Below are 25,121 nucleotides of genomic sequence, written 5' to 3' on the forward strand. Positions count from 1 at the left end.
CAGTCACGAAGGAGTGGGTGTCTTGGCGGCGTTGTGGAAGAACCGACTCGTGGGCGAGCTCTGCGCCGAGTTCGCCGGCACGATGGTGCTGATCCTGTTCGGCGTCGGCGTGGTGGCGCAGGTGGTCGCCGGGGGCAACGGCGATGCCAACGCGATCCACTGGGCGTGGGGCTTCGGCGTGACCTTCGGCGTCTACGTCGCCGCGCGCCTCAGCGGCGCACACCTCAACCCAGCCGTCACCATCACGTTGGCGGTATTCCGTGGTTTCGAGTGGCGCAAGGTGTTGCCCTACTCGCTCGCACAGACGGCCGGAGCCTTCGTGGCCGCGCTGCTCGTGCGCTGGAACTACAGCGAGGTGCTGGCGAAGTTCGACCCGTCGCACGGCTACAAGTCGCAGGGCATCTTCGCCACGCAGCCGGGCGTCAGCCTGCACATGGCGGTCGTCGACGAGGTGATCGGCTCGGCGATCCTGCTCTTCGGCATCTTCGCGATCGTGGACGCCCGCAACACCTCTCCCCTGGCCAACATCGGGCCGGTCGTGACGGGGTTCCTGGTCGTGGCCATCGGCATGGCCTGGGGCGTCAACTCCGGCTACGCGATCAACCCGGCGCGCGACTTCGGCCCGCGCCTCGCGGAGTCCATCACCGGCTTCTCGCACGCGTGGACCTCGGCCGACGGCACGGTCTACTTCTGGGTGCCCATAGTCGCGCCGGTCGTCGGCGGCCTGATCGGCGGCGGGCTCTACGACCTGCTCGTGGGCAAGTTCCTGCCGATCCCCGACGAGGAGGAGGAGCCGGGCCGGGGCACGCCCGACCGCGACACCGTCGAGCTCCCCGCCAGCGCCACCGTCTGACCCTCGCACACCACTCGATCCACTTCGTGGAAGGACCTCGCATGGCTGACTTCGTCGGCGCAGTCGACCAGGGCACCACCAGCACGCGCTTCATGATCTTCGACCACTCGGGCAAGGAGATCGGCAAGCACCAGCTCGAGCACGAGCAGATCCTGCCGCAGGCCGGCTGGGTCGAGCACAACCCGGTCGAGATCTGGGAACGCACCAGCTCCGTCATCCGCACCGCCATGGGCAAGCAGGGGCTCAACGCCTCCGACCTCGCGGCCTGCGGCATCACCAACCAGCGCGAGACCGCCGTCGTGTGGGACAAGAAGACCGGGCGCCCCTACTACAACGCGATCGTCTGGCAGGACACCCGCACCGACCGCATCGCCTCGGCGCTCGACCGCGACGGCCGCGGCGACGTCATCCGGCAGAAGGCCGGCATCCCGCCGGCGACGTACTTCTCCGCCGGCAAGGTGCAGTGGATCCTCGAGAACGTCGACGGCGTACGCGCCGCGGCCGAGCGCGGCGACGCGATCTTCGGCAACACGGACTCGTGGCTGCTGTGGAACCTCACCGGCGGCGTCAACGGCGGCGTCCACGTCACCGACGTGACGAACGCCAGCCGCACGATGCTCATGAACCTCGAGACGCTCGACTGGGACGACGAGCTGCTCGGCTTCTTCGACATCCCGCGCTCCATGCTCCCGGAGATCAAGTCCTCCTCCGAGCCCGCGGGCTACGGCGAGGCGCTGAGCGGCGGGCCGCTCGGTGGCGCCGTGCCGCTGACGGGCGACCTCGGCGACCAGCAGGCCGCCATGGTCGGCCAGGTGTGCTTCGCGCCGGGCGAGGCCAAGAACACCTACGGCACAGGCAACTTCCTGCTGCTGAACACGGGCACCGAGCTCGTACGCTCCGATTCCGGCCTGCTGTCCACCGTCTGCTACCGCTTCGGCGACGAGGCGCCGGTCTACGCGCTCGAGGGCTCGATCGCCGTCACCGGCTCGGCGGTGCAGTGGCTGCGCGACCAGCTCGGCATCATCAGCGGCGCGGCGCAGAGCGAGGCGCTGGCCCGCCAGGTCGAGGACAGCGGAGGCGTCTACTTCGTGCCGGCGTTCTCCGGCCTGTTCGCGCCCTACTGGCGCTCCGACGCGCGCGGCGCGATCGTCGGGCTCTCTCGCTACAACACCAACGCCCACCTGGCGCGCGCCACCCTCGAGGCCATCTGCTACCAGAGCCGCGACGTCGCCGACGCGATGGAGAAGGACTCCGGCGTCCACCTCGACGTGCTGAAGGTCGACGGCGGCGTCACCGCCAACAGCCTGTGCATGCAGATCCAGGCCGACGTGCTCGGCGTTCCGGTCAGCCGGCCGGTGGTCGCCGAGACGACGGCGCTGGGCGCCGCCTACGCGGCAGGTCTCGCCGTCGGGTTCTGGAAGAACACCGACGAGCTGCGGGAGAACTGGAACGAGGACCAGCGCTGGGAGCCCAACTGGAGCGAGGAGCAGCGCGAGACCGGCCACGCCAAGTGGAAGAAGGCCGTCGAGCGGACCCTCGACTGGGTAGACGTCGACTAGTCGTCCGGCGGGCGGTGCGGGGCGAGGGTCACACCCCCGCCCGGCACCGTCCGCGCCTCCCGGGGCGTTGTACCGGGAGAACCCACCGCACCACCGAACCACCGAACCACCGAAGAAGAGAGATCGAGGCAGCTCGTGACCACAGTCGCGCTTTCACCGGAGGACCGCAGCACGGCCCTCTCCCGCCTGGCCACCGAGGAGCTCGACGTCCTGGTCATCGGCGGCGGCGTCGTCGGCGCCGGCGCCGCGCTCGACGCGGCGACCCGCGGACTGCGTACCGGGCTCGTCGAGGCGCGGGACTGGGCGAGCGGCACGTCGAGCCGCTCGAGCAAGCTCGTGCACGGCGGCCTGCGCTACCTCGAGATGATGGACTTCGGGCTGGTGCGGGAGGCGCTGCGCGAGCGCGGGCTGATCCTCCAGACGCTCGCGCCGCACCTCACCAAGCCCATCCCCTTCCTCTACCCGCTGACGCACCGGTTCTGGGAGCGGCCCTACGTCGGTGCCGGCGTGCTGCTCTACGACACCATGGGGCTGGAGGGCGGCGCGGCCCGCGGCGTGCCGCACCACCGGCACCTCACGCGGCGAGGTGCGCTCCGCCTCGCGCCGGCGCTGCGCAAGGACTCCCTCGTCGGGGCCGTGCAGTACTACGACGGGCAGGTCGACGACGCCCGCCACACGATGATGATCGTCCGCACGGCGGCCCAGCAGGGCGCCGTCGTCGCGTCGCGCACCCGGGTCGTCGACCTGCTGCGCGAGGGCGAGCGCGTCACCGGGGCGCTGGTGCACGACCTCGAGGGCGACACCACGTTCGAGATCCGGGCCAAGCAGGTCATCAACGCCACGGGCGTGTGGACCGACGAGACCCAGGCGCTGATCGGCGGGCGTGGGCAGTACAAGGTGCGCGCCTCCAAGGGCATCCACCTGGTCGTCCCGCGCGACCGCATCCAGTCCGAGACCGGGCTGATCCTGCGCACCGAGAAGAGCGTGCTGTTCGTCATCCCGTGGGGCCGGCACTGGATCGTCGGCACGACCGACACCGACTGGGACCTCGACAAGGCGCACCCCGCCGCGTCGGCCAGCGACATCGACTACCTGCTCGAGCACGTCAACAGCGTGCTGTCGACGCCGCTCACCAAGGAGGACGTCGAGGGCGTCTACGCGGGCCTGCGCCCGCTGCTCGCCGGTGAGTCGGAGTCGACGTCCAAGCTGTCGCGCGAGCACGTCGTGGCGCACGCGGCGCCCGGGCTCGTCGTGGTCGCCGGCGGGAAGTACACGACCTACCGCGTCATGGCGAAGGACGCGGTCGACGCCGTCAGCCACGGGCTCGAGGGGCGCATCCCCGAGTGCGTCACCGACCGCGTACCCCTCGTCGGCGCGGAGGGCTACTCCGCCGCCTGGAACCGGCGGCACCTCATCGCCGAGAAGGCGGGGCTGCACGTCGCGCGCATCGAGCACCTGCTCAACCGATACGGCACGCTCGTCGACGAGCTGCTCGAGCTGCTCGCCAAGGACCCCTCGCTCGGTGAGGTCGTGGCCGGCGCCGACGACTACCTGGCCGTCGAGATCGTCTACGCGGTGACGCACGAGGGCGCCCGCCACCTCGACGACGTGCTCGCCCGGCGCACCCGGGTGTCGATCGAAGCCTGGGACCGCGGTGTCAGCGCCGCCCCGCAGGCCGCACGGCTCATGGCCGGCGTGCTGGGCTGGACGCCGGAGCAGGAGCAGACCGAGGTCGAGCGCTACCTCCAGCGCGTGGAGGCCGAGCGCGCCTCGCAGCTCCAGCCCGACGACAAGGCCGCCGACGAGGTGCGCCTCACCGCCCCGGAGATCGTCCCGCAGCGCTAGCCCGTCGTGCGCCCCTCCCTTTGGCACGATGTGACTTCTTTCCAATCCGATTGGCAAGAAGTCACATCGTGCCGGACGTAGGGGTGGGCGGCGGGTTCGGACACAACGCGCCGGGTAGCGTGCCCGGGTGCTCCTGCTCCTGCCGCCCAGCGAGGCCAAGTCGACGGGCGGCGACGGGCCCCCGGTCGACTGCGACGCCCTGGTCGCGCCCCGGCTCGGTGCGACCCGACGGCGCGTGCTCACCGAGGTTGCGGGAGTCTCCGCCGACGAGGGAGCTGCGGCCGCGGCGCTGAAGCTGCCGCCCGCCGTGGTCGAGGCCGCCCTCGAGGCGAACCGCTCGGCGGCGACGAGTCCCACCCGCCCCGCCCTCGACCGCTACACCGGCGTGGTCTACGCCGGGCTCGACGTGCCCTCGATGGGCCCGGACGTACGCGGTCTGGCCGAGCGCTCGGTGCTCGTCTTCTCGGGGCTCTTCGGCATCGTGCGCGGCAGCGACCTGGTGCCGGACTACCGCGTACCCGTCTCGGCGACGCTCCCGGCGCTCGGTCCGCTGACGCCGGTGTGGCGCGCAGCGCTGCGCGACGCGATGCCGGCGGTGCTGCGTACGTCGTTCGCCGTCGACCTGCGCTCCACGGACTACGCCGGCATGTGGCCCCCGACCGGGCCGCTGCGCCACCAGGTGCTGGGGGTACGCGTGCTGTCGCCGCGCCCGTCGGGACCGCCGCGCGTGGTGTCGCACTTCTCCAAGCACGGCAAGGGCGTGCTCGCGCGGGCCCTGCTCGAGAAGGCCGCTGCGGGTGCGGTGCCCGAGGACGTGGACGACGTGGCAGCCGTGGCGACCGGCCTCGGCTGGCAGGTCGTGCAGCGACGGGTCACCGGCGGAGTTCCCGCCCTGGACGTCGTCCTGCCGGGCTGAGCCCCCTCAGCCCTCGCCCTCGAACCCGATCAGCCACGGCACGCCGAAGCGGTCGACCACCGTGCCGTCGTGCGCCCCCCACGGCCGGCGCTGCAGGTCGTCGACGACGCGGCCACCCTCCGAGAGCGCGGCGAACCACTCGCGCAGCGTCGCCGGAGGAGCGGCGCCCAGCAGCGAGAACAGCAGCCCCTCGCAGCGCAGCGGCGGCTGGTCACCCGCCACGTCGGAGGCGAAGAGGTCCACCGGCCCGTCACTGAGGTAGCCGTGGGCGACCGCGGTCGGCGGCCCGTCGGTGCGGCCGAACTCGGCGAAGGTGTGCACGTGGACCGTGCAGCCGAAGACGGAGCCGTAGGTGGAGAGGGCCTCACGCGCCGTCCCGGGCAGCTGCAGGTAGGGCTGCGGACCTGTCATGCGCGCGATGCTAGGGCTCCGGAGCGCGCCGACCAACAGGGTTCTCGGTCAGCTCGTCACGGCGCCGGGTGTTTCGCCCCGGTAAGGGTCTGGTTGCGTGTGGTCGCTCCCCCTTCCGGTTCACCGGTGCATCTGGTGCTGTTCGTCCTGCACGTCACCGGACGAAAGGGACACCGATGCCAACCACGAGCATCCTCCGCCGAGGCGGAATGCGTACGGCGCTCACCGGCACTGCCGCAGCCGCAGCACTGGTCGCCGCTCTCACGGCGAGCGCCGTGCCGGGCCGTGCCTCCTCGCACGTCGACACCCCGCTGGTCGACATCACGACGGCCACGGTGCAGCAGCTCGAGTCGCTGCTCGACGCGGGGAAGATCGACGCCGTCGACCTCGCCGAGCTCTACCTCGACCGCATCGAGGCGATCAACGCCGACGCTCCGGCGATCAACGCGGTGCAGGCGATCAACCCGGACTGGAAGCGCGAGGCGAAGGACGCCGACCACGCCCGGAAGAAGGGCATCGACCTCGGCCCGATGATGGGCATCCCGGTGCTGATCAAGGACAACATCGACCTCAACGGGGTGCCGACGACGGCCGGGTCGCTGGCGCTCGCAGGGAACTACCCGGTCGACGACGCGCCGCTGGTGAAGCAGCTCAAGAAGTCTGGCGCGGTGATCCTCGGCAAGACCAAGCTCAGCGAGTTCGCCAACTTCCTCACCTCGGGCATGCCCTCGGGCTACAGCTCGCTCGGCGGCCAGGTGCTCAACCCCTACGACACCAGCGTCACCCCGAGCGGCTCGAGCTCCGGCACGGGCGCCGGCATCGCGTCCGGCATGGCCGCGGTCGGCATCGGCACCGAGACCTCCGGCTCGATCCTGAGCCCGTCGAACGCCAACTCCCTCGCCGGGATCAAGCCGACTGTCGGGCTCGTCAGCCGCACCGGCATCATCCCGATCTCCGCGAGCCAGGACACCGCCGGCCCCATGGGGCGCCACGTCTACGACGTCGCAGCCGAGCTCACAGCCATGACTGGTGTGGACCCCGCTGACCCCGCTACCGCGAGCAGCGCGCCCTACGCCGGTACGGACTACACGAAGGCCCTCAGCACGACGGCTCTGCAAGGTGCACGCATCGGCGTCCAGGACCCCGGCGTGCTCTCGCCCGACCAGGACGCGCTGTGGCAGCAGGCGAAGGCCGAGCTCGTCGCCCAGGGCGCGACTCTCGTGCCGGTGGCGCTGGACACCAGCGGTACGCCTGGTGGCTCGTCGGTCCTGACCTATGAGTTCAAGCGCGACCTGAACAGCTACCTGCAGACCCGCACCGCGCCCGGTTTCGCCTTCAAGGACATCTCCTCCGTCGCCGACTTCTACCGCGCCAACCCCATGACCACCCAGAAGTTCGGTGCGACGCAGCTGTTCGCGTCCGAGGCGGTGGACCTGGCTGCCGCCAAGGCCAAGCACGACGCCGACCGGGCATCCGACCTGGCGACCAGCAAGGGCTACATCGACGCGGCGATGGCTGCGAGCCACCTCGACTCGATCCTGTTCGCCGGCAGCAGCTCGGCCGGGATCGGCGCCCGTGCCGGCTACCCGACGGTGATCGTGCCGGCGGGCTACCAGGCCTCGACCCGGCGGCCGTTCGGCATCGGCTTCCTGGGCGCCGCCTACCACGAGGCCCAGCTGCTCGGCTTCGCCTACGACTACGAGCAGGCGAGCATGCTCTGGAAGCCGCCCGCGCAGGTCAACCCAGCGGCCTTCCGGTGCGTGGGCGTGACGCCCAAGCACGCTGCAGCGGAGTCCTGCGCTCCCTGACCCTCGCCCCACCACGGCGGCCCGCCCCGCCCGTCCGCCCGGACGGGCGGGGCGACTGACGTTCAGCTCCAGGCCGCCTCGGGTTCTTCCCCCGGGGCACTTCTCCGTGGTTGTCTGGTTCGTCCCACGGCGACGGAGCTCGGGAACGGTCCCGGCACGCGATGCTGTGGAAGGGAGCCGACCCATGACCCGATCCATGCCCCGCTTGAAGGTCCGCCTCGCTGCGGGCGTCGCGGCGCTGGCCGCCGTGCTGACACCCGTCGGCCTGGTGACCTCGGCGGACGCAGGGCAGAACAGCACGCGTACGTCTGTCGACGCGCCGCTGATCTTCGGCCACCGCGGCGCGTCGGGATACCGCCCCGAGCACACGCTCGCGAGCTACGACCTCGCGGTGCGGATGGGCGCGGACGTCATCGAGCCCGACCTGGTGACCACCAAGGACCACGTGCTCGTCGTGCGGCACGAGCCGAACATCACCTCCACGACCGACGTGGCGCAGCACCCGGAGTTCGCGTCACTGCAGACCACGAAGACCATCGACGGCGTGACGCAGACCGGGTGGTTCACGCAGGACTTCACCTACGCGCAGCTGCAGACGCTGCGCGCGGTGGAACGGCTCCCCGACGTGCGCGAGCACAACACGATCCTCGACGGGCGCTACCAGATCCCGACCCTGCAGCAGGTCATCGACTTCGCGAAGCGCGAGAGCCGGATCTACCACCGCGACATCGGGATCGCGCCGGAGACGAAGCACCCGACCTACTTCGCGTCCATCGGCCTCCCGCTCGAGCCCGTGCTGGTCGACACCCTGCGCGCGAACCGGCTCGACAAGCACAGCGCCGACGTCTACGTGCAGTCGTTCGAGGAGGCCAACCTGCGCGCCCTGCGCCGCACCTACAAGCTGCGGGTGCACCTCGTGCAGCTGACCAGCGCCGGCCCGACGGCCCGGCCGTGGGACCACGTGGCCAGCGGGAACCCGGAGACCTACGCGCAGATGACCACCCCGGCAGGGCTCCGGGAGATCGCCACCTACGCCGACTGGCTCGGGCCGGACAAGGCCCAGGTGTTCCCGCTCGCCGCCGACGGGTCGACCGGTGCCGCGTCGCCGCTGGTCCGGGACGCGCACGCAGCAGGCGTGGAGGTCGTCCCCTACACCGTGCGGCCCGAGAACCAGTTCCTGCCGGCGCAGGACCGGATCGGCACCGACCCCAACGCCTACGGCGACGTCCTCGCGGAGTACTCCGCGCTGTTCGCCGCGGGGGTCGACGGGCTCTTCTCCGACACCCCGGACCTCGAGTTCGCCGCCCGCGAGGACTTCCTCGGCTACTCGTACGGCCTGGACCACCCTGAGGCGAAGGTGCAGTAGCCGTGCTCGACGTGCTGCCGGTCGTGATGCCGCTGCGCCTGCCGCCCGGGATGGCCGGTCCGGCGGGCGTGGAGCTGGACGTCCGCGCCTACCTGGTCGCGAGCGAGGACCGCGTCGTCCTCGTCGACACGGGGATGGACCCGTCCGCCGAGGGCGTCGCGGCCGGCCTCGTCGAGCTGGGCGCTGCCTGGGCAGAGGTGTCCGACGTGGTGGTCACCCACTACCACCCCGACCACACCGGGGGCCTGGCCCGAGTCCGAGCCCAGGCACCGCAGGCCCGGGTCTGGTCGGGCGACGAGCTGCCGGACGCGCGGCGCGTCGGGGACGGTGACCGGGTCGGTCCGCTGCGCGTGATGGCCACGCCCGGTCACACTCCGGGCCACGTGTCATTCGTCGACGAGCGGTCGGGAGACGTGCTCGTCGGTGACTGCGTCGGGTCGGTGGGCGGACGCCTGGAGCGCGCGCCGGCTCCCTTCACCGCCGACGCGCACGTCGCCGAGCGCAGCCTCCTCCGGCTGGTCGAGCAGGGCGGGCGACGGCTGCTGCTCGGCCATGGCGCGGAGGTCGCCGACCCGTGGGAGGCGCTGACCGCTCTGGTGACGGCGGGCCCGCCCGCTCGGTGACTCCGCGGGGCATCACCCCGGCGGGCGCACGGCGACCGCTTCCACCTCGACCAGCTGGTCGGGCCAGCCCAGCACGCCGACGCCGAGCAGCGTGCTGGGCGCGTCGTGGTCGCCGAACGCTGCATGCACGACCTCCCACGCGGCGCCGAGGTCGTCGCGCCTCGACGACGCGACGAAGACGGTCGTCTTCACGACGTCGCCCAGGCCCGCGCCGGCCGCCTCCAGCGCCACCGCGAGGTTCGCCATCACCTGCTGCGCCTGCCCGACGACGTCGCCGACGGCGACCGTCCGCCCGTCGGCGTCGAGCGGGCAGGCGCCCGCGGTGAAGACCAGCGCCCCGGGTGCGGCGATGGCGGCGTACGCGTAGGGCACCGACCCCGCGAGCCGCTCGGCGCGGACCAGGGTGACGGTGGGTTCGAGTGGTGGGGTCACAGGCCCATGATGAGGTCCGCGACGGCCTCCGGCTGCGAGAGGAACGGGTGGTGGCCGCTGTCGAGCTCCACCACACGGTCCGCCCGCTGCGCGTAGTCCCGCTGCAGCGACGCCGGGGTGCCACGGTCCTCGGCACACACGAGGTAGGTGGTCGCGACCTCCTTCCACCCCACAACCCGCACCGGGTCGCTGAGGACGCGCAGGCTCTGCAGCGCGACCTTCCCCAGCGCCTCGCGCTGGACGTCGGCGGCGCAGTCCTGCAGGAACGTCTCCGCCGCGAGCTCGGGCCGGACGGTGAAGGTGCCCCGCTCGGGGTCGACGTCGAGCGCCGGCGACGGCTCCGGCGCGCCGAACTCCGAGAGGGTCTGGCCCCGCTCGGGCAGGTAGCTGGAGACGAGCAGCAGGTGGCGCACGCTGGGCACCCCGGCGATGGCGTCGGCAACGATGATGCCGCCGTAGCTGTGCCCGACCACGACCGTCGGCTCGTCGTCGGCGAGCAGCACCGCCCGGACCGAGGCCACGTCCTCCACCAGCCCTGGCCCGTCGCCGCCCACCGGCAGACCGGTCTCGCCGCAGCTCGGCAGCAGCGGGGCGACGCTGCGTACGCCCCGCGCGGCCAGCGCGTCGCCCGTCGGGCGCCACCACCACGTACCGTCCTGCACGCACGCCCCGTGCACGAAGACCACCCTCGTCACGTCCCGCTCCCTCCGCCGTCGAGCACCTGCTGACGACGGTAGACGTAGCGGCGATTACGTGAAACGGTGCGTGGGTGGGACGACGCCCCCAGCCGGAGATCCGCCAGCGGCTCCTCGAGGCGTGCACCGACCACGCTCTGGCGCACGGGCTGCCCGACCGCCTCGAGGCCTTCGCCACGGCGGTGGGCACGTCGAGCCGCATGCTCGTCTACCACTTCGGCACGCGCGACGGCCTGCTGCGGGAGGTGCTGGTAGCAGCACGGGCCCGCCAGGTCGCCGACTTCACCGGACTGCTGACCCTGCGGCCTGACGAGGACTACCTCGACACCCTGGCCCGCGCGTGGAAGGCGATCTCCGGAGCGCAGGGACGTCCCTACCTGCGCATCTTCAGCCCGCTGCACGACACCGCCGGCGCACCGCACTGGCCGGACTTCCGGCGAGAGGCGACCACCGACTGGCTGGCGCCGCTCGAGCAGGGCATGGCCACCACCGGCCACCCAGGTCTCGGCTCGGTGGTGCTCGCCGTGGTGCGCGGCCTTCTCATGGACCTCGATGCCACGGGAGACCACATGCGTGTCGACGCTGCCTTCACGGACTTCCTCGCGACCGTGCGCGCCGCGAGCTCTCAGACCGCGGCCCCCACGAGGCGCTCGGACTCGTCCCAGAGGCGACGCGCCAGCTCGTCGTCGTACGCCGCGGGCGCAGTGCGCGCCACTGCGTACCTCTCGTAGTACTCGCCCGACTGCCAGTCCTTGCCGGGCGTGCTGTCGAGCAGCCACAGCAGGGGCGCAGCGCCCTGGTCAGGGGTCCGGGTGAAGAGCCGCTTGACCAGGGGCGTGTGGTAGACGGCCCGCATCAGCAAGGTCGACTCGCTGCCGAAGTTCGTGCCCACCACCCCGGGGTGGAACGCCGCCGTCGAGAGGCCGTGCTGGGCGTAGCGCCGGTGGAGCTCGCGGGTGAACAGGACGTTCTCGAGCTTGCCGTTGCCGTAGGCCCGCTGGGGCGAGTAGCTGCGGGAGTTCTGCAGGTCGTCGATGTCGAACCTGCTGAAGGCGGAGGCCGCGCGACTCGAGGTCTGGACCACCGTCGCCCTGCTCTCCACCAGCGTCGGCAGCAGCAGGTGGGTCAGCAGGAAGCCGGCGAGGTGGTTGACCTGGAAGGTCTTCTCGAACCCGTCGACGGTCATGGTGCGGCCGGCCATGATGCCGCCGGCGTTGTTGGCCAGCACGTCGATGCGCGGGTACGCGTCGGTGAGCTCTCGCGCGAGCCGCCGGACCTGCGCGAGGTCCGCGTAGTCGGCCACGTGGAACGGCGCACCGAGCTCGGCGCCGAGCGCTGCCGTCTTCTCGGGAGAGCGGCCGACGAGGACGACGTGCTCACCGCGGGAGGCGAGCGTCCGGGCCGCCGCTGCACCGATCCCGTCGCTCGCTCCGGTGATGACGATGGTGCGCTGGGACATGAGGCCTCTCGGGAGCGGAGCGGGGAGTTGGTGGAGGGCCTACCCCGCCGCGCTCACGACCACTCAGGTCGCGGCGAGCCGCGCCGATGATCAGGCACCGGCATGCCCGGCGCCCCACGACCCCGAGGACTGGTCAGATGAAGAAGCTGCTCTTCACCGCCGCTGCGCTCGTCGCTGCCGCGGTGCCCACGGCGGTCTCCACCACGCCCGCTCAGGCTGTGACCGTCGCGCAGCGGCAGGCGGTCGGCGCGGCGCAGGACTACCTGCGCTTCCAGGCCTTCTCCCGCCTCGGCCTCATCGACCAGCTCTCGTCGTCCTACGGTGACGGCTTCAAGAAGGCCGACGCCGTCTACGGCGTCGACCACGTCAAGGCCAACTGGAACACGCAGGCGGTCCGGGCCGCGAAGTCCTACCTCAAGTTCCAGCACTTCAGCCGCAACGGGCTCATCCACCAGCTCGAGTCGCCCTACGGCGACAAGTTCACCCACGCCCAGGCGGTCTACGGGGTCAACCACACCGGACTGTGAGCCGTCCGGTCAGCGGCCCGTGATGGTGAACGACTTGCTGTAGGCGGCACCGAAGGCCCCCCGCCGCAGCAGCACGCGGTAGGAGTTGGCACCGCGCGCCGGAGGCGTGGCGACGAGGGTGTAGGTCCCTGTCGTGCCGGTGTAGGCCTGCCCTACCTGCCGCCAGGTGCGGCCGACGCGCCGCTGGAGGCGCACGTCGCCGCCGCTCGCCCGAGGCCAGATGCGCCCCCGGACCCGCACGTCCGTGCCCGCCTCGGCCGAGGCCGCGACCGGCGCAGCAGTCACCGTGCGGCGCAGCTTCGACAGGTCGACGGTGCGCACGACCTGCGCCGCCCAGCTCCCCGGCGCGGCCGTCGGCACCGCGGCCTCGGCGTAGCGCACGCAGACGGCCGTGTCGGCGGTCGTCGTGGTCGTGCGCCAGCGCCCGTCGCGCCCGACGACGGCCTTGCCGAGCAGCGCGCCCTCGCTCAGCGCGGCCATCTCGCAGCCGCCGCCGTAGACCGCGAGCCGGAGCCCGGTCGCCGCGTGCCCGGTGCGGGACAGGCGCGCGGTGCCGCTGATCACCGTGGGCCGGTCGGCGCGAGGTGTGGGCACGGCCGCGATCGCGATGCGGGGCCAGTCGGCACCGCGCAGGTTGAAGGCCGCCGCCTCCAGCGCAGGCACCGTGACCGGTGACTGGTCGAACAGGTTCTCGGCGTGCAGGTCCTCGGTGAAGATCCCCGAGACGCGCCAGATGCCGGCGTTGACCGCACCCAGCGTCGTGGTGCCCCGCCACAGCCCGTCCTCGGGAGTGCCCCCGACGAGCTCGAGGGGCACGGTGCGGTCGTTGCCGGCCTGCGGGTCCACCGCGCGGGCCGACTGGGAGGTGCCGGTCCGCACGACGAGGCACGGGCACGTCGCAGCCCCGTTGCCGTCGTTGAAGACTGCCCTCACCGGGTGCACTCCGCCGGGGTTGCTCAGGTGAGCCTCGACCGTGAGCGTCGTCGTCGCTGTGCCCACGAGGCGGGTGACCGGCGCGCTGAGCCGCACGTCGGACACGGTCGTGGCAGGAGCAGACGGGGCGGGGGTCGCCGCGGCCGCGGGCGCGGTGACGGCGAGAGCGAGGGCGATCGGCAGGGCCGCGACGAGGCGGTGCAGGTGTCTGGGCACGCTGGTAGGACGCGCCGGCGTGCGCGCGAGGTTCACCGGGGGCCGGCGCCCTAGGGTGCTGCGGTGGAGCTCGAGCGGGTGTCGACCGCCTACTCGGCGCTGGCCGGGCGCTACGTCGACCTGTTCGACGGCGGCTGGCGGCCCGACGAGCAGGACGAGGCGTTCGTACGCCGCCACCTCCTCGGACTCGCTGGCCCGGTCCTCGACGTCGGGTGCGGCCCGGGCTGGTGGACAGCCTGGCTGCACGGTCTGGGCGTCGACGTCTCGGGCGTCGACCTGGTGCCGGAGTTCGTCGCCCACGCGCGAGCCCACCACCCGGGGCCGCCCTTCGAGGTCGGCTCCATGCTCGAGCTCGACGTCGCCGACCACTCGCTCGCCGGGGTCCTCAGCTGGTACTCGACCATCCACACGCCGCCCGTCGAGCTGGACCGCGTGTTGCAGGCCTTCCACCGGCTCCTGACGCCGACCGGCGTCCTGGTCGTGGGGTTCTTCGACAGCGACGACGAGGTGGCTGCGTTCGACCACGCGGTCACCACCGCGTACCGCTGGCCCGTCGAGGTCCTCGCGCAGCACCTGGCCGACGCGGGCTTCGCAGAGGTCGACCGGCTGCAGCGACGGACTCCCGACCGGCCGGACCGCAGGTACGCCGCTCTGGCCGCCCGCGTCGCTCCTCAGTGACGGACGCGGTAGCGCAGGTGCAGCACCCGGTCGCCCTGGACGACGACGTGCGGGTCCTCGAGGACGACACTGTCGCCGGCGGCACCGAAGTAGCGCTTGCCTGCGCCGAAGACGACGGGCACGACGTCCATCGCAACCTCGTCGACGAGGCCCAGCGCCAGCGCCTGCCCGCCGACGTCGCCGGCGGTGAGCGCGACGACCCGGTCGCCGGCTCGCTCCTTGGCCCGCGCCACACCGGCAGCCACGTCGTCGACGAAGTCGTAGGACGCCTCGGGGTGCCAGCCGTCCGGCTTCGGCCGGTGCGAGACCACCACGACGTGGTCGCCCGCAGGCGGCTTGCCCTCCCAGCCGTTGGTCAGGTCGAAGAGGTGACGACCCATGACGGTGGCGCCGATGCTCTGCCACATCGGGCGCACGTAGGCCGCGGACTCCGGCGACACCTTGAAGGGCCCGCCGTCGACGATCTCGGTGTCACCGTTGAAGTACCAGTCGAACAGCGGCCCGACCTCGTCGTCGGGGTCGGCCACGTAGCCGTCCACCGACACCACCGCATGCATCACGACATCCGCCATGGTCCCCTCCGGTTCGTCCACTACCGAAGAGGACGAGGCTCCAGCGCCATCCTCGTCGGCGGCCAGGTGGCGTCCTCGGCCAGCCGCCGCAGGCGTGGCAGGAGCAGAGCGGCACGGTAGACCGCGTACCCGCCGGGCGCTCCGACGGTGTTGGCGAGCAGGTCGTTGACGTCCGCGACGTGGCCGCCGTTGCCGGTCGTGGACTGCACGAGCTGCACGAGCTCGATGCCGAGGCTGGAGAGGAACCCGCCAACCAGCACCAGGAGCACAGAGCGGACCCGAGCGAGCAGCGGCAGCAGCACGCCGAACGGCAGGAAGACGACGACGTTCTGCAGCATGTCCTTCACGTCCGTGCCCTGCAGCGGCGTCAGGTTCAGCTGGTCCCACCACGGCACGCCCGACCCGGGCTTGCCGATGAAGATCGGGAAGACCGTGTTGGCGACCACGCCACCGCCGTAGACGCACGCCACCGCAGCGGTCACGGCACGGGACACGGTCAGGGCGGCGCGTCGCTGCAGCCACCACAGCGCGGCGGCGAAGGCCAGCACTCCGAGGGGGACGACGAACGGCCACGGGCTCAGCTCGTGCCACGGCGTGGCCACGTTCCTCCTCGGGTGCTGCTCGTCCTGCGGGTCGGCCGCCAGCACCTTGCCCGCGCAAACGCGCTTGCCGAGGGCCGACCGCGTGCACCAGTATCGCGGCCAAGCCACTCCCCACCCGAGGCGGGCACCGTGAGCGTGACCTTCGTACTGACCTCGCTCATCATCGTGGCCACCCCTGGCACAGGTGCGCTGTTCACCATCGCGGCCGGCCTGTCGCGCGGCCGGCGGGCGAGCCTCGTCGCAGCCGCCGGGTGCACGCTCGGCACGCTGCCGCACCTCGTGGCGGCCGTGACGGGTACGGCAGCGCTCCTCCGCGCGAGCGGCCTGGCCTTCGAGACGGTGAAGTTCCTCGGCGTCGGCTACCTGATCTGGATGGCCTGGTCGACGTGGCGCGACAGCAGCGTGCTGGCCGTCCAGTCGACGAGCGGCCCGGTCCCTGCTCGCACGGTGGTCACCCGCGCGGTCCTCGTCAACCTGCTGAACCCGAAGCTCACCATCTTCTTCTTCGCGTTCCTGCCCCAGTTCGTACCTGCCGACAGCCCCCATGCGCTGTCGCACATGCTGGGTCTCAGTGCGGTCTTCATGCTCCTGACGTTCGTCGTGTTCGCGGCCTACGGCGTGTGCGCGGCCGCGACGCGTACGCACCTGCTCGAACGCCCCGCGCTCGTCGACCGCGTGCGCAAGGTCTTCTCCGTCTCCTTCGTCGCTCTCGGCGCGCGGCTGGCGATGACCGGCCGCGAGTGAGCGCCGGTCCAGACCTGCTGAGCGTCCGCGCGGGCGTGCTCGACGTCGAGGTCCGCTGCAGCGGCAGCCGGGACGGGTGGCCAGCGGTGCTCCTGCACGGCTTCCCCTACGACGCCCACAGCTTCGACCGGGTGGCGGAGATCCTGTCCGACGCCGGAGCGAACGTCGTGGTGCCGTCCCTGCGCGGGTACGCCGGCACCCGCTTCGTCGACGACGCCACCATGCGCTCGGGCCAGCAGGCGGCGGTGGCTTCCGACCTGCTCGAGCTCCTCGGCGCTCTCGGACTCGAGACGCCGGTCGTCGCGGGCTACGACTGGGGCGGTCGTGCAGCGTGCGTGGTGGCTGCCCTGTGGCCGGAGCGCGTCTCGGGCCTGGTGACCGGGAACGGCTACCTGCTGCAGGACATTGCCGGCGCCGCGACACCCTCCCTGCCCCAGCACGAGCGGCCGCACTGGTACCAGTACTACCTCCACGGCGAGCGAGGTCGCGAAGGACTGCTCCGCTACCGGGGTGAGCTCGCCCGGCTGCTGTGGGAGGAGTGGTCCCCCACCTGGAGGTTCAGCGACGAGGACTTCGAGACGACGCGGCCGGCGTTCGACAACCCCGACTTCGTCGATGTCGTCGTCCACTCGTACCGGCACCGCTACGGCCTCGTGGCGGGCGACCCTGCCTACGACGGGACGGAGCGCAGGATCGCCGAGCGACCTGTCATCGGCGTGCCCACCATCGTCCTCGACGGCGAGCACGACACCGTGTCGCCGCCTCAGCCCCGGAGCGACCACGAGCCGCACTTCAGCGCACTGCTCGACCACCGCCTCGTCGACGCGGGGCACGACCTGCCCCAGGAGGCGCCGGCAGACTTCGCGCGTGCAGTGGTCGACGTGCACGCTTTCAGGACAAGCTCCTAGCAGGCAGAGCGTGGTCTCGCCGGAGTGCGGGACGATCGTGCGATGGAGGACGACGAGGGCGCGGTGACGCTGCTGCTGCTGCGCCACGCGCAGCAGGTGCGCGAGGGTGACGACGGGCCGTTGACGCCGCTCGGGCACGAACAGGCGGCTCTCCTTCGCCCGACCGTCGCCCTGACCGATGACGACCTGCTCGTCAGCAGTGCCACGTTGCGCGCACGCGACACCGCGGCCGCCCTCGGGCGGCCGCCTCGGGTCGTGGAGGACCTGGCCGAGTTCCGCTTCGGCCCGTCGTGGAGCTGGGACCGGGCTGCCGGTGGTGAGGACCGGTCGCTGTGGCGCGCGGAGGACCGCTTGGAGGGCGGCGAGTCCCTCGGCGAGTTCCACCGTCGTGTGCAGGAGGCGCTGGAGCGGTTGGTGGCCGAGGCGCGGACCGGTGGGCGGGTCGTCGCAGTGGCGCACGACGGGGTGCTCGCCGTGGCCCTGCGCTGGGCCTTCGGGTTGTCGGCGGACCAGCCGTGGCTGAGCGAGATGGACACAGGGCACGCGTCGATCACCGAGCTGCGGCACTGGCCGAGTGGTCGTCCGCCTGGACGTGCACCACGGCACACGCTGGTGGCGCGCGTCGCTGACGTCGAGCACCTCCCGGTGCGGCTGCGCACCACCTGAACCGCACTCGACCATCGCTAGCCCGCAGGGTCGGCCAGAACCTCCCGCACCTCCTGCGCGCACCGACAGGCGGCGGCGAACTTGGCCGCCCAGGTGACCGCGTCGTCGCGCGACGGCACGTCGACGACCGAGAAGCCGCCGACGACGGCCTTCGTCTCCGGCACCGGCCCCGACGTGACCGTCCCGTCGGGCGCCACGACTGTCGACCGCTGCCGGGTGATGCCGGCTCCGAGGACCCAGACCCCGGCAGCCTGCGCCTCGCGCACCACGGCATGCGCCGCCTCACCGACGAGAGGCCAGTCCTCGTCGGGTATGTGGTCCATCGCGCCGTCGTCGAACGAGATGAAGAACCGAGCCATGCGCCTGTCCCCTTTCCGCGGACGAGGGGCCAGCGCTCGGGTCCGTCAGTCCCCCGCTGCGCTCGACCTCGGGCCACTCTGCAGAGCGGTGAGCAGCCCGTGCAAGGGCATTTCTCCTGCTCCGGAGCGAGGGAACCGCGGGTGTGTGCCGGGCGCCCGAACGGGAGGTGCCATGAGCGTTCGCAGCCACGTGGTCGCCGTGCTGCCCCCGGAGCAGTCGTACGGTGGCCCCAGGCAGGACGGGGGAAGACGTGAGCGACCGAGAAGACGTAGGCGCGCTGCGCTGGAACGATCGACGCCGCCGCTGACAGAGCTGGTCGGCGCGCCGCTGCCCGTCGAGCGTCGGGGCCGCCTCCTCAAGCAGGTGCGGGAGCAGGAAGTGCTCGCCGGCGCGCTGCTCCTCGACTCCACCGAGGACAGCATCACCCTCCTGACCCGGACTCCGGTGTCCCACCTCGCGCACTTCCTGCTCACAGTCCTGACCGGCGGCCTCTGGCTCGTCGTCTGGCTGCTGATGGCCCTGCGCAGACGGGAGCAGCGCCGACTCCTCCGCGTCGACAGCAGTGGTCATGTGTGGGTCGTCGAAGCGCTCTGAACCGGAGCGCGCGGCGGTCAGGACGACGCAGGTGCCGTGAGCGGGTCGGGAGCGCGGCGCCCCCGACCGGAGTCGGTTACCACTGCGAGCCCCTCACGGGCCCAGTACTCGAAGCCGCCGATGAGCTCGCGGACGTTCGAGTAGCCGAGCAGGGTGAGCGTGAGCGCGGCGCGAGTGCTGCCGTTGCACCCCGGCCCCCAGCAGTAGACGACGACGGCGGTGTCCGGGGTGGGTACGACGTCTGCTGCCCGAGCGGCGAGCTCGTCGTTCGGTACGTGCACGGCGCCGGGGATGCGACCCTGCGCCCACGCTGCGTGGGAGCGCACGTCGAGGACGAGCGGGTCACGCCCGGCGGCACGGTCCGCAGCCAGGTCCGACGGGTCGGTCTCGTAGGCGAGCTTGGCGGCGAAGAAGTCCCTCGCCGCGAGGGTGGTCGGAGTCTGGGTCGGAAGCGTCGAAGTGCTCGGCATGGGGACCAGTCAAGCGGGGTTCTGTCGCTCGGAGAACCGGCAACAGCCGGGAAGTGCGCTCTGCGGCCGGCGAATGACCTGTACGGTGCCGGTCGTGCCGACGAATCCCCGCCTGACGCTCGACCGCACAGACGGCCTCATCGTCGAGTGCCTCCAGCGCGACGCACGCATGAGCATCGCCGACCTGGCCCGAACCGTCAGCCTGTCCTCGAGCGCCACAGCGGAGCGTCTGCGGCGCCTGTTGGAGGCTGGCGTGATCACCGGCTACAGCGCGGTCCTGAGTCCGGAGTCGCTCGGCTACCAGATCACGGCGTTCGTGCGCGTCGCGTACCCGTCCGGCACCTACAAGCCGTTCCACGACCTGCTCGACTCGACGCCGGAGATCGTCGAGGCGCACCACGTGACGGGCAACGAGTGCTTCATCGTCAAGACTCTCGCCCGGTCGATGAAGGACCTCGAGCGGATCACCGGGCGCTTGGCGACGCTCGGGAGCATCACGACCCACGTCGTCTACTCGAGCCCGCTGCCGCGCAGGAACCTGGCACCCGCCGCTGAGTAGGCCGCCGAGTCGGCGGCCTAGGCGAGGATGCGGTCCAACCACTCCACCAGGAGGGCGCGCTCGGAGGTGGTCAGCACGTCGAGCTGCGGTGCTGCGGCGCGCAGGGTGACAGCGGCCGGCAGAGTGCCGCCCGGCCCCGACGCGACAGGCTCGACGAGGACCTGACTGAGGGCAGCGTCGAACATCCGGTCGGCGAGCGCAAGGTCCCGCTTGTCCGGCGGGGCAGCGAGGAGCACCTGCACCGCGCCACTACCAGCAGCCGCTATGACGTCGACAGCTTGCCGCTCGCTGACCGCCAGGCGACCCTCGACCGCGAGCCGGTGGACGCGTGCTTCGAGAACCCGCAAGCCGGACTGGATGGCGGGCGAGCGCCCCGCCCGCTGCGGATCGTGCAGGAGCCGGTGGAGGGCGGGGTTGGCCAGTTCGAACGCGATCTGCGTGTCCCAACCGGAACGCAGGTCATCGAGGGGATCGATCTCGGCAACCGTGGCATCGCGCACCACCTGCGCCTTGCTCGAGACGTACGTCGCGAGCACGTGCTCCGCCACCGCTTCGAGCAGCCCTTCCTTGTCGCCGAACAGCCGGTAGATCGCTGGGGCCTGTACGCCCGCCGCCTCGGCTGCCGCTCGCGTGGTCACCGCGGCGGGTCCGCCTTCCTGCAGCAGCTCAGCGGCCGCTTCGACGATGCGCACCCGTGTGTCAGCACGGCGTACCGGAGTCTCGGTCACGTATCGATGCTACCGCGGTCTTGCTAACGCCGTGATTTCGCTGTTAACGTCGCCTCGTTATCATCGCTACCGGAGGACTCCATGATCGTGCTCACTGGCGCCACTGGCGCTCTCGTCGGATCCACTGCAGACCACCTGCTCGAGCGACTCGATCCTGAGGAGCTCGTCGTCGTCGCGCGCGACCCGAGGAAGGCGCAGCGCTTCGCGGACCGCGGGGTGGAGGTGCGGCATGGCGACTACGACGACCCGAGTGGTCTGCCCGCTGCCTTCGCGGGAGCGGACCAGCTGCTGCTCGTGTCATCGAACGCTGTGGTCGGGGACCCGGTCGAGCAGCACCGGGCTGCGATCGAGGCGGCCGTCGCAGCCGGCGTCGGCCGTCTGCTCTACACCAGCCACCAGGGCGCTTCGCCAGCATCGCCCTTCGCGCCCGCCCGCACCCACGCCGCTACCGAGGAACTCCTGGCGGGGTCCGGCCTCGCTTGGACGTCCCTGCGCAACGGCTTCTACGCCCACACCCTCGAGTGGCTGCTCGGCCCGTGGCGCGAGACCGGCCGCATCGTGATCCCGGGCGACGGCCCTGTCTCCTGGACATCTCGAGAGGACGAGGCGGAGGCAGCGGCCCTCGTGCTTCTGTCCCCGGGTGCGCACGACGGGCCGGTGACTCTGACTGCCGCTGCTGCGCCGACCTTCGTCGCGGTGGCGGCCGTCGCGGCGGAGCTTGCGTCGCGGCCAGTGGAGACGGTGGTAGTCGATCCCGAGGAGTGGGTGTCAGGGTTGGTCGCCGCTGGCTCGCCTGAGCCGCAAGCGCGCTTCACCCTGGGCATCTTCGAGGCGGCGGCCCAGGAAATGTTCGCTGGTGTCGACCCGCTGCTCGGCGAACTGCTCGGCCGTGCGCCGCGCACCGTACGCGACGCCCTGCAGGCGATCGACGCAAAGCAGAGGGCTGCTGGCTGACCGACGCTAGCTGGCGGTTCGCCGGGACTCCGGCAGGGCTTGCAGGGGAAGCACCGCGGTGCAGTACGGCTTTCACGCCTCGGCGACGGCGGACGGGGCTGTGCCGGGCAGTCCTGCTCGAGGACTGTCGGCTCCGCGGCACCGCTCGTACAGCCGCAGTGCATCCAGGGCGTCTCGCCACGCAGGACGACGAGCTGGGCTGCGCCTTTCAGCTGGCTGGATCTACCGGATCGCGGCGCCGGCCGCCGGCTCCTCTGCGCGCCTGGGGCGCATTGCAAGGGGATGCTCACGAAGCAGGGCCACAGTGGTGCCATCGCGCGAACGGCGGCATGAGCGGGCCTCCTTGTTCGAGCATGCCCACCTAGGTCGGACGATTGAGCGGGTCCTGTGTGCGAGTCCGCCGGGGTGCTAACGGTTTCCCTATCGCCCGGGAAGCGATCCGAGGGTGGCGTAGCCGATGTGCAGCGGTCCAAGGAGCGCCGCGAGTTGCGCCATGGTCACCTGAGAGGTGCCGTGCGGAGTCGCGGTCCAGCGGTCGGTGCACGTGGAGTATCGGATCCGCACGTCCATGGTTCCACCACTGGGGTAGTGAGCGCTCAACAGCAGTGGCGCGCGGTCTGGACCGGCGAGGCACTCCCTGGCTGACAGGTCAGGGACTGGGCCGGGGGCGGCGTCGTCGATGGCGGCGACTGCCTGCGTGAGCGCGTCGCCGGTGAGCACACTCGAGGCGGACAGGGTCGCTGTGGACGCTTGCGTCGGCTCGGGTGAGGGCGTGGCGTCGAGGGAAGAGTCGATACCGTCCTGCTCGTAGGCGCAGACCGCCATGGACGAGGGAGCGCCCTCGGCAGCCAGGTCGACCGCGGGACCCGACCGCCGAACGTCCCAGGGCGCCGGGGTCGGCAAGCGGGTCGCGCATCCTGCGGAGTCCACGTCGACAAGGTGCACGCTGGACAGGATCTGCTCGAGCAAGACATCGTCCGAGCTAGTTGCGGAGAGCGCGACGTCGTGCCCGGGGACGGTGAGCTCGACGTGGCGCTGACCGTTAGGCAGGGTGGATGTGCGGCGCTGCGCCGGAACTCCGTCCAGCATGGCGGCCACTGTGCTGAGCTTGGCGCCCGGCTGGAAGGCCCGCACGCTGCTGTCTGGCGGCACGCTGGCGCGCTCGATGGTGACGAGGGAGTGGACGGGGGAGTCGTTCCCGCAGCCGGCGACGACGCCCTGCCCGCGCACTACGAGGGCCTCAGGCGCTGGCTCGCATCCGCTCCAGGAGTTGATCGGCCAGGACGCGGGCACCTCGACCTCGACGCCGCGCGAGCTAATGCGCTGCCAGCCGTTAGGCACTGCAGAAGTGCTGCCTGCCGCAGGTGAGGAGGAGGGCATCGACCCTGCGGCATGCTGGGTACCGCACGCAGCGAGAACGACAGTCGCCCCGAGCACTCCGAGTCGCACGCGCCACGGTGCCGTGCTGAGGCGGCGCGGACCGTCCCGATGCTCGGTCATACGAGTCGCTCCCTCGTTCGGCGCTGCCGTCAACCGCGTCAGACGAGGATGCCACTCCGTCCCCGCTCAAGTCGTCAGACGGGCTCGCTGTCCTCGTAGATCGACGAGCTGCAGCAGTAAGTCGCTCAGGATCATCGCCCCCATGACCAGCGGGCAGGCGCGCAGCCGCGGCCCTCGCGACATGCTGCGCGCGCCCGCGCGCCCCGCGGCATGAGCGTGCATCTGCAGGCTCTGGCTAAGCGGATCTGCCGGGCTTTTCGAGGTCGCGATCTTCGCGCCGGCGCGAGAACACACCGGGCGGGGTTACAGTGCGAGCGTGGCGGCGCCCGCACCAGTGTCCTCTCGCCCGCCGAGCGACAGACCGAAGCGCCTCGGAGCTCGAGCAGTCGCCGGCTGGGTGGCTGGGCTGTTGGCTCTAGGGCTCGCAGTCGGGACTGTCGTCGCCCCTGAACACAACGCGCCGTTGTGGCTGGCTGGGTACGTCCGAACTGGTGGCCCGACTTGTGGACGAGCTCCGCATCCGAGTGGGCCCAAGGGCCGAGACATCGTGGCCACCGTTCAACCGCCGGTCGCCCCAGTGGCGGGCCAGCGAGTCAACGTCCGGGTCAGGCTTCGCTCCCGTGACGGGCGCCGCGTCTCAGTGCTGACCGGCGGAGCCACCGTCTTGCTGGTGAAGGACGGTTTCGTAGTCGGCCGCGACCACGGGGACGTCGGCCACACGTCCGAAGGTTGGGGCCCGACCCTCGAGGGCAGCGATGAAGCCACCACCGAGTCGTCAGTGGCCCTCCGTGGCTGCCCGTTTGGTCCGGTGGGTCGCCGCCACCCCGACCTGACCAGGGACGCTTTGAGGGCCGGGACCTACGGTCTCGTCGCAGTCCTGTACGACAACGACGGCTCGCGCATTACCGGGCCAGCCACGAAGTTGCGCCTGCCCTGAGCCGGCATCCGACGCCTTGGCGAGAACGCGCGGGGAGCGTCTGACCGCGGCCGCCGCACGTGCGGCACACTGCGTCGGTGTGCGGCCGGCGGCAGGCATGCGCGTCCGCGCGCTCGGCGGCTACTTGTGTACTGGACTCACGGCCTGAGCCTGGCGAGGCTGGTCGAGGTGTACGGCGGGGTCGCTCTCATAGCGGCTGCCCACGGCTCGTTGGTGTGGCTCTCTCATGGTCTGCGTCCCGCCGGACGCCGTGACGAGGTGAGGCTCAAGAAGGGTTTGTCCTGCTCGAAGTAGCGCTGCCCCCTCGTCGTCCACAGGATCCGGTCGGCGGGTGGAGGCAGAGATGGGCGCAGTGATCATCGGGATGGACCCGCACAAGCGGTCCGCCACGATCGAGGTCCTCGACGAGCGTGAGCGTGTGCTCGCGACCGGCAGGTTCGGCACTGATCGCGAGGGCTACAAGCAGATGTTGCGGGAGGGCCGGCGCTGGCCCGAGCGGCTGTGGGCGGTCGAGGGCTGCAACGGCGTGGGCCGGCACCTCGCCCAACGTCTGGTCGCCGACGGCGAGCCCGTGGTGGACGTGCCGGCGAAGCTGTCCGCGCGGGCGCGGGTGTTCTCCACTGGGCAGGGCCGCAAGACCGACGCGACCGACGCGCACTCCGTGGCGGTTGTGGCGCTGCGCACTCCCGTGCTGCGCCAGGTGGTCGCCGATGATGCGTCGGTGGCTCTGCGGCTGCTGGTTGATCGCCGCGACGAACTGGGCGCGGCACGGTCCTTGACGGTGAACCGGCTGCACCGGCTGCTTACCGAACTGATCGCCGGTGGGGCGAAGAAGGCCCTGTCCGCAGCACAAGCACGCGAGCTGTTGGCCAGCGTTCGCCCGCGTGACGTGGTCGGCAGGACCCGTCGACAGCTCGCCTCCGAGCTCGTCGGCGAGCTGGAGGTCATCGACCGGAAGATCAAGGCGGCGAAGAAGCAGCTCACCGAGCTCGTCGAGGCGACCGGCTCCGGGTTGCTCGAGCCGCACGGGATCGGGCCCTCGGGCGCGGCGCGGCTGCTCGGCGACGTTGGCGACGTGTCCCGGTTCCCGACCCGCGGGCACTTCGCCTCGTGGAACGGCACCGCCCCGATCGACGCCTCGTCGGGTGACCAGACCCGACACCGGCTCTCCCGGGCCGGGAATCGGCGGATCAACCGGGTCCTGCA

General features: G+C 71.7%; 28 protein-coding genes. 17 read left to right on the plus strand and 11 right to left on the minus strand.

The genetic code is table 11. The features are described 5' to 3' along the window. Positions 1-22 precede the first annotated feature (22 nt). The 4 genes from CLV35_RS10795 to CLV35_RS10810 all read left to right on the plus strand — a co-directional run bounded on the left by CLV35_RS10795 (position 23) and on the right by CLV35_RS10810 (position 5,173). Positions 23-853, plus strand: coding sequence for an MIP/aquaporin family protein (locus CLV35_RS10795; protein ID WP_121193443.1), 831 nt, complete (start codon positions 23-25; stop codon positions 851-853). 41 nt (positions 854-894) lie between these two features. Then, the gene (gene glpK, locus CLV35_RS10800; RefSeq protein ID WP_121193444.1) at positions 895-2,412 is read left to right on the plus strand and encodes a glycerol kinase GlpK; all 1,518 of its coding nucleotides are present in this window, start codon (positions 895-897) and stop codon (positions 2,410-2,412) included. A 135-nt stretch (positions 2,413-2,547) separates the two neighbouring features. Then, the gene (locus CLV35_RS10805; RefSeq protein ID WP_121193445.1) at positions 2,548-4,257 is read left to right on the plus strand and encodes a glycerol-3-phosphate dehydrogenase/oxidase; all 1,710 of its coding nucleotides are present in this window, start codon (positions 2,548-2,550) and stop codon (positions 4,255-4,257) included. Positions 4,258-4,384: 127 nt separating this feature from the next. Then, positions 4,385-5,173 (plus strand): YaaA family protein, encoded by a 789-nt coding sequence (locus CLV35_RS10810; RefSeq protein WP_121193446.1) that lies wholly within the window; start codon positions 4,385-4,387, stop codon positions 5,171-5,173. A gap of 6 nt (positions 5,174-5,179) precedes the next feature. On the opposite strand, the gene CLV35_RS10815 is transcribed toward CLV35_RS10810, so the two are convergent. Continuing rightward, positions 5,180-5,584 (minus strand): VOC family protein, encoded by a 405-nt coding sequence (locus CLV35_RS10815; protein WP_121193447.1) that lies wholly within the window; start codon positions 5,582-5,584, stop codon positions 5,180-5,182. Between the two features lie 209 nt (positions 5,585-5,793). Here CLV35_RS10815 and CLV35_RS10820 point away from each other — a divergent pair, with 209 nt between their 5' ends. The 3 genes from CLV35_RS10820 to CLV35_RS10830 all read left to right on the plus strand — a co-directional run bounded on the left by CLV35_RS10820 (position 5,794) and on the right by CLV35_RS10830 (position 9,381). Beyond that, positions 5,794-7,392, plus strand: a complete 1,599-nt coding sequence (locus tag CLV35_RS10820; protein ID WP_183061918.1) for an amidase family protein — start codon at positions 5,794-5,796, stop codon at positions 7,390-7,392. 184 nt (positions 7,393-7,576) lie between these two features. After that, positions 7,577-8,758, plus strand: a complete 1,182-nt coding sequence (locus CLV35_RS10825) for a glycerophosphodiester phosphodiesterase (protein WP_231121707.1) — start codon at positions 7,577-7,579, stop codon at positions 8,756-8,758. A 2-nt stretch (positions 8,759-8,760) separates the two neighbouring features. After that, positions 8,761-9,381 carry an MBL fold metallo-hydrolase gene (locus CLV35_RS10830; RefSeq protein ID WP_121193449.1) on the plus strand — a complete coding sequence of 207 codons (621 nt, stop codon included), beginning with the start codon at positions 8,761-8,763 and terminating at the stop codon, positions 9,379-9,381. Positions 9,382-9,393: 12 nt separating this feature from the next. Here CLV35_RS10830 and CLV35_RS10835 read toward each other — a convergent pair whose 3' ends face one another. Together CLV35_RS10835 and CLV35_RS10840 are read right to left on the minus strand one after the other, a co-directional pair. Beyond that, a complete protein-coding gene (locus CLV35_RS10835; RefSeq protein ID WP_121193450.1) occupies positions 9,394-9,813 on the minus strand; it encodes a RidA family protein in 420 nt (139 codons plus the stop codon). Beyond that, positions 9,810-10,508 (minus strand): alpha/beta fold hydrolase, encoded by a 699-nt coding sequence (locus CLV35_RS10840; protein WP_121193451.1) that lies wholly within the window; start codon positions 10,506-10,508, stop codon positions 9,810-9,812. The genes CLV35_RS10835 and CLV35_RS10840 overlap by 4 nt, the downstream gene beginning before the upstream one ends. A 74-nt stretch (positions 10,509-10,582) precedes the next feature. On the opposite strand from CLV35_RS10840, the gene CLV35_RS10845 reads away from it, so the two are divergent. Beyond that, positions 10,583-11,239, plus strand: a complete 657-nt coding sequence (locus tag CLV35_RS10845; RefSeq protein WP_231121708.1) for a TetR/AcrR family transcriptional regulator — start codon at positions 10,583-10,585, stop codon at positions 11,237-11,239. On the opposite strand, the gene CLV35_RS10850 is transcribed toward CLV35_RS10845, so the two are convergent. Then, positions 11,134-11,967, minus strand: coding sequence for an SDR family NAD(P)-dependent oxidoreductase (locus CLV35_RS10850; RefSeq protein WP_121193452.1), 834 nt, complete (start codon positions 11,965-11,967; stop codon positions 11,134-11,136). The genes CLV35_RS10845 and CLV35_RS10850 overlap by 106 nt on opposite strands. Before the next feature lie 137 nt (positions 11,968-12,104). On the opposite strand from CLV35_RS10850, the gene CLV35_RS10855 reads away from it, so the two are divergent. Beyond that, positions 12,105-12,494, plus strand: coding sequence for an Ltp family lipoprotein (locus CLV35_RS10855; RefSeq protein WP_121193453.1), 390 nt, complete (start codon positions 12,105-12,107; stop codon positions 12,492-12,494). A 9-nt stretch (positions 12,495-12,503) separates the two neighbouring features. Here the strand turns inward: CLV35_RS10855 and CLV35_RS10860 are convergent, their stop codons facing one another. After that, positions 12,504-13,643, minus strand: a complete 1,140-nt coding sequence (locus CLV35_RS10860) for a hypothetical protein (RefSeq protein WP_147431938.1) — start codon at positions 13,641-13,643, stop codon at positions 12,504-12,506. Between the two features lie 63 nt (positions 13,644-13,706). Between CLV35_RS10860 and CLV35_RS10870 the strand changes: the two genes are divergently transcribed. Continuing rightward, the gene (locus tag CLV35_RS10870) at positions 13,707-14,321 is read left to right on the plus strand and encodes a class I SAM-dependent methyltransferase (RefSeq protein ID WP_121193455.1); all 615 of its coding nucleotides are present in this window, start codon (positions 13,707-13,709) and stop codon (positions 14,319-14,321) included. Here the strand turns inward: CLV35_RS10870 and CLV35_RS10875 are convergent. After that, the gene (locus CLV35_RS10875; protein WP_121193543.1) at positions 14,315-14,893 is read right to left on the minus strand and encodes a dihydrofolate reductase family protein; all 579 of its coding nucleotides are present in this window, start codon (positions 14,891-14,893) and stop codon (positions 14,315-14,317) included. The genes CLV35_RS10870 and CLV35_RS10875 overlap by 7 nt on opposite strands. A gap of 20 nt (positions 14,894-14,913) precedes the next feature. Then, on the minus strand, positions 14,914-15,495 hold the full coding sequence (locus CLV35_RS10880; protein WP_121193456.1) for a VanZ family protein: 582 nt from the start codon (positions 15,493-15,495) through the stop codon (positions 14,914-14,916). Positions 15,496-15,624: 129 nt separating this feature from the next. Between CLV35_RS10880 and CLV35_RS10885 the strand changes: the two genes are divergently transcribed. From CLV35_RS10885 to CLV35_RS10895, 3 genes are read left to right on the plus strand one after another with little or no spacing between them, the layout of a single operon-like run. Beyond that, the gene (locus tag CLV35_RS10885; RefSeq protein ID WP_121193457.1) at positions 15,625-16,239 is read left to right on the plus strand and encodes a LysE family translocator; all 615 of its coding nucleotides are present in this window, start codon (positions 15,625-15,627) and stop codon (positions 16,237-16,239) included. Further along, entirely contained in the window at positions 16,236-17,147 is a 912-nt protein-coding gene (locus CLV35_RS10890; RefSeq protein WP_121193458.1) for an alpha/beta fold hydrolase, read from the plus strand. The genes CLV35_RS10885 and CLV35_RS10890 overlap by 4 nt, the downstream gene beginning before the upstream one ends. 42 nt (positions 17,148-17,189) lie before the next feature. Continuing rightward, positions 17,190-17,813: a histidine phosphatase family protein gene (locus CLV35_RS10895; RefSeq protein ID WP_121193459.1), complete on the plus strand. Its 624-nt coding sequence runs from the start codon at positions 17,190-17,192 to the stop codon at positions 17,811-17,813. A 17-nt stretch (positions 17,814-17,830) separates the two neighbouring features. Here the strand turns inward: CLV35_RS10895 and CLV35_RS10900 are convergent, their stop codons facing one another. Then, a complete protein-coding gene (locus CLV35_RS10900) occupies positions 17,831-18,172 on the minus strand; it encodes a YciI family protein (protein WP_121193460.1) in 342 nt (113 codons plus the stop codon). Positions 18,173-18,344: 172 nt separating this feature from the next. On the opposite strand from CLV35_RS10900, the gene CLV35_RS19730 reads away from it, so the two are divergent. Continuing rightward, complete coding sequence (locus CLV35_RS19730; RefSeq protein ID WP_147431939.1) at positions 18,345-18,767, plus strand: hypothetical protein; 423 nt, start codon at positions 18,345-18,347, stop codon at positions 18,765-18,767. A 17-nt stretch (positions 18,768-18,784) separates the two neighbouring features. Here the strand turns inward: CLV35_RS19730 and CLV35_RS10910 are convergent, their stop codons facing one another. Next, a complete protein-coding gene (locus CLV35_RS10910) occupies positions 18,785-19,237 on the minus strand; it encodes a rhodanese-like domain-containing protein (protein ID WP_121193462.1) in 453 nt (150 codons plus the stop codon). 94 nt (positions 19,238-19,331) lie between these two features. Between CLV35_RS10910 and CLV35_RS10915 the strand changes: the two genes are divergently transcribed. Continuing rightward, a complete protein-coding gene (locus CLV35_RS10915) occupies positions 19,332-19,796 on the plus strand; it encodes an Lrp/AsnC family transcriptional regulator (RefSeq protein WP_121193544.1) in 465 nt (154 codons plus the stop codon). Between the two features lie 17 nt (positions 19,797-19,813). Here CLV35_RS10915 and CLV35_RS10920 read toward each other — a convergent pair whose 3' ends face one another. Next, positions 19,814-20,524 (minus strand): TetR/AcrR family transcriptional regulator, encoded by a 711-nt coding sequence (locus tag CLV35_RS10920; RefSeq protein ID WP_121193463.1) that lies wholly within the window; start codon positions 20,522-20,524, stop codon positions 19,814-19,816. 81 nt (positions 20,525-20,605) lie between these two features. On the opposite strand from CLV35_RS10920, the gene CLV35_RS10925 reads away from it, so the two are divergent. Continuing rightward, on the plus strand, positions 20,606-21,478 hold the full coding sequence (locus CLV35_RS10925) for an NAD(P)H-binding protein (RefSeq protein ID WP_121193464.1): 873 nt from the start codon (positions 20,606-20,608) through the stop codon (positions 21,476-21,478). Between the two features lie 420 nt (positions 21,479-21,898). Here CLV35_RS10925 and CLV35_RS10930 read toward each other — a convergent pair whose 3' ends face one another. After that, positions 21,899-22,819, minus strand: a complete 921-nt coding sequence (locus CLV35_RS10930; RefSeq protein ID WP_147431940.1) for a hypothetical protein — start codon at positions 22,817-22,819, stop codon at positions 21,899-21,901. Positions 22,820-24,258: 1,439 nt separating this feature from the next. On the opposite strand from CLV35_RS10930, the gene CLV35_RS10940 reads away from it, so the two are divergent. Further along, positions 24,259-25,121 (plus strand): IS110 family RNA-guided transposase (locus CLV35_RS10940; protein WP_121193545.1); only part of this gene is annotated, 863 nt, incomplete at its 3' end.

This window comes from Motilibacter peucedani (assembly GCF_003634695.1).
GTDB lineage: Bacteria > Actinomycetota > Actinomycetes > Motilibacterales > Motilibacteraceae > Motilibacter > Motilibacter peucedani.